This window comes from Dactylosporangium sp. NPDC005572, assembly GCF_040605515.1.
GTDB lineage: Bacteria > Actinomycetota > Actinomycetes > Mycobacteriales > Micromonosporaceae > Dactylosporangium.
The window spans coordinates 21,407-24,372 of sequence record NZ_JBEXCY010000178.1 but is presented as its reverse complement, the minus strand read 5'-3'; the positions used below and the strand labels follow the sequence as shown (position 1 = coordinate 24,372).

Sequence of the window (2,966 nt, the reverse complement as noted above, 5' to 3'; positions counted from 1 at the left end):
GCAAACCACTACCACACAGCTTGTCAATGTTTTAAAGTGGTGTCATATACCTATAGGCGCGCCCCGGGCCCGTGCCCCCCCCCCTCAGCCCCGGGGGGCCCGCCGCGCCGGAAGCGCGCGGCGGCACCGGCCCCGTCCGCAAGGAGAGTGAGTAGTTGGTCGCCTTCATCATCCGGCGCCTGCTGGTGTCCACGGTGGTGCTGATCGGCATCAGCGTGCTGCTGTTCGTCCTGCTGCAGCTCATGCCGGGCGATCCGGCCGAGATGATGATCGATCCGATGTCGTTCTCCGGCGACCGGGACGCGGCCGTCGCGCTGCGGCGCCATCAGCTCGGCCTGGACTCGTCGCCGCCGGTGCAGTACGCCCACTGGGTCGCCGAGCTGCTGCACGGCAACCTCGGCTTCTCCTTCAGCAGCGGCCAGCCGGTCACCGAGGTGATGGCGGAGCGGCTCGGCCCGACGGTCTCCCTCATGGGCACCGCGCTGCTGATCTCGCTGCTCGTCGGCATCCCGATGGGCATCGTGGCGGCCCTGCGGCGCAACAGCGCCGTCGACTACGGCACCACGGTCGTGAGCCTGCTGGCCATCTCGGTGCCGAGCTTCTTCGCCGCGCTGCTGGGCATCTACATCTTCGGCCTCAAGCTGCAATGGTTCCCCACCAGCGGGATGAACTCGATCGGCGGCGGCGGGTTCGTCGACTCCCTGCACCATCTGGTGCTGCCGGCCTCGATCCTCGGCTTCGCGCTCGCCGGGCCCTACGTGCGCTACGCCCGGGCCGGCATGCTGGAGGTCCTCGGCCAGGACTACCTGACCACGGCCCGGTCCAAGGGGCTGTCCCCGCGCCGGGTGATCGGCCGGCACGCGCTGCACAACGCGCTGATCCCGCTCGTCACGGTGGTGGCCATCCAGATCCCGACGCTGTTCGCCGGCGCCGTGGTCGTGGAGCAGATCTTCGCCTGGCCGGGCATGGGCCGCATGGCCCTGGACGCCGTCCTCGCCCGCGACTACCCGGTGCTGCTCGGGTTCGTGATGGCGGTCGCGATCCTCGTGCTGCTGTGCAACCTGCTCGCCGACCTGGCGTACGCGCTCATCGACCCCCGGATTCGGCTGTAGGAGGCCCGTACCCATGACTGCCACGGACATCCCGCCGGCGCTCACGGCCGCCGCGCCCGCAGCCGCGGGTGCCGTCTCGCCGGGGCGGCTCGCCGTCCGCCGGTTCTTCCGGCACCGCCTCGCCGTCGCCGGGCTGGTCATGCTCGGCCTGTTCGCCCTCGCCGCGATCGTCCTGCCCTGGTTCCTCGGCACCGACCCCAACCAGGTCGTGCCGACGGCGATCCGCCAGGCGCCCGGCGACGGCCACCCGCTCGGCACCGACTCCGCCGGCCGCGACGTGCTCGCCCGGCTGCTCGTCGGCGGCCGGATCTCGCTGCTCGTCGGGCTCAGCTCGGCGCTCGTCGCGACGCTCATCGGGCTCACGCTCGGCGCGGTCGCCGGCTACTTCGGCCGCTGGGTCGACGGCATCCTCAGCCGCTTCGCCGACGTCGTGCTGGCCTTCCCCAGCCTCATCGTGATCATCGTGGTGGCGGCGTTCGTCGGCCCGAGCCTGCCGACGCTCATCCTGTCCATCGGTCTGTTCGGCTGGCCGACGCCGTTCCGGATCGTGCGCGGCCTGACCCTGTCGCTGCGCGAACAGGACTCCCTGGTCGCGGTGGCCGGGCTCGGCGCCGGCCCGGCCCGCATCCTGCGCCGGCACGTCGTGCCCGTGGTGATCGCGCCGCTCACCGTCGTGGCCACCCTCGCCGTGGCCCAGGCGATCCTGCTGGAGGCCACCGTGTCCTTCCTCGGCCTGGGCGTGCCGCCCCCGACCGCGAGCTGGGGCAACATGCTCAACGACGCCCAGTCGCTGACCATCCTCGAGACGATGCCGTGGCTGTGGCTGCCGCCGGGCATCGCGATCGCCCTGACCGTGCTCGCCGTCAACTTCGTCGGCGACGGGCTGCGCGACGCCGCGGACCCGAGGAGGGACCGATGAACGGGCAACCGCTGCTGCGGGTGGCCGACCTGGTCACCGAGTTCCGCGTCCACGGCGGGGTGGTGCGCGCCGTCAACGGGGTCAGCTTCGACATCCACCCCGGCGAGACGGTCGGCATCGTCGGCGAGTCCGGCTCCGGCAAGAGCGTCACCGTCATGTCCGCGCTCGGGCTGCTGCCCTCGGCCGGCCGGGTCGTCTCCGGGCACGCCCACTTCGCCGGTCGCGATCTCGTCGCGATGCGCGAGCGGGAGCTGCAGAAGGTACGCGGCAAGGAGATCGGCCTGGTCTTCCAGGACCCGATGACCGCGCTCAACCCGGTGATGACCGTCGGCACCCAGGTCAGCGAGGGGCTGCGCCAGCACAATCCGGGCCTGGGGCGGCGGGCCGCGGCCGACCGCGCGGTCGAGCTGCTCGCCGAGGTCGGCATCCCCGACCCGAAGCGCCGGGCCAGGCAGTACCCGCACGAGTTCTCCGGCGGGATGCGGCAGCGGGCGATGATCGCCATCGCGATGGCCAACCGGCCCCGGCTCATCATCGCCGACGAGCCGACCACCGCCCTGGACGTCACGATCCAGGCGCAGATCCTCGACCTGCTCCGGCGCGTGCAGCAGGAGACGGGAGCCGCCCTCATGATGATCACCCACGATCTCGGGGTCATCGCCGAGATGACGCAGCGGGTCATCGTGATGTACGCCGGCCGCGTCGTGGAGACCGCCGACGTCGATGCCGCCTTCCACGACGGCCGACACCCGTACACCCGGGCGCTGCTGCAGAGCCTGCCGAAGCTGTACCACCGCGTCGAGGAGCTGCCGGCGATCGGCGGGCAGCCGCCGAACCCGCAGCGGCTGCCCGACGGGTGCGCCTTCCGGCCCCGCTGCACCCGCAGCCACGGCCGCGAGGCCTGCCTCACCCGCCCGGAGCTCGTCGAGACCGGC

Annotated in this window: 3 protein-coding genes; all 3 read left to right on the top strand. The window is 72.2% G+C overall.

All coding sequences use genetic code 11. From position 1 onward, the window contains the following. The first annotated feature begins 155 nt into the window (after positions 1-155). The gene (locus ABZS66_RS47220; RefSeq protein ID WP_354769597.1) at positions 156-1,112 is read left to right on the top strand and encodes an ABC transporter permease; all 957 of its coding nucleotides are present in this window, start codon (positions 156-158) and stop codon (positions 1,110-1,112) included. A gap of 13 nt (positions 1,113-1,125) precedes the next feature. Next, a complete protein-coding gene (locus ABZS66_RS47215) occupies positions 1,126-2,031 on the top strand; it encodes an ABC transporter permease (protein WP_354769596.1) in 906 nt (301 codons plus the stop codon). Continuing rightward, on the top strand, positions 2,028-2,966 hold a 939-nt coding region (locus tag ABZS66_RS47210), incomplete at its 3' end, for an ABC transporter ATP-binding protein (protein ID WP_354769595.1). The genes ABZS66_RS47215 and ABZS66_RS47210, both read left to right, overlap by 4 nt.

What these genes read in the sequence shown, in the direction of transcription:
- ABZS66_RS47215 (WP_354769596.1), top strand. Translation starts at nt 1,126, where the DNA reads ATGACTGCCACGGACATCCCGCCGGCGCTCACGGCCGCCGCGCCCGCA.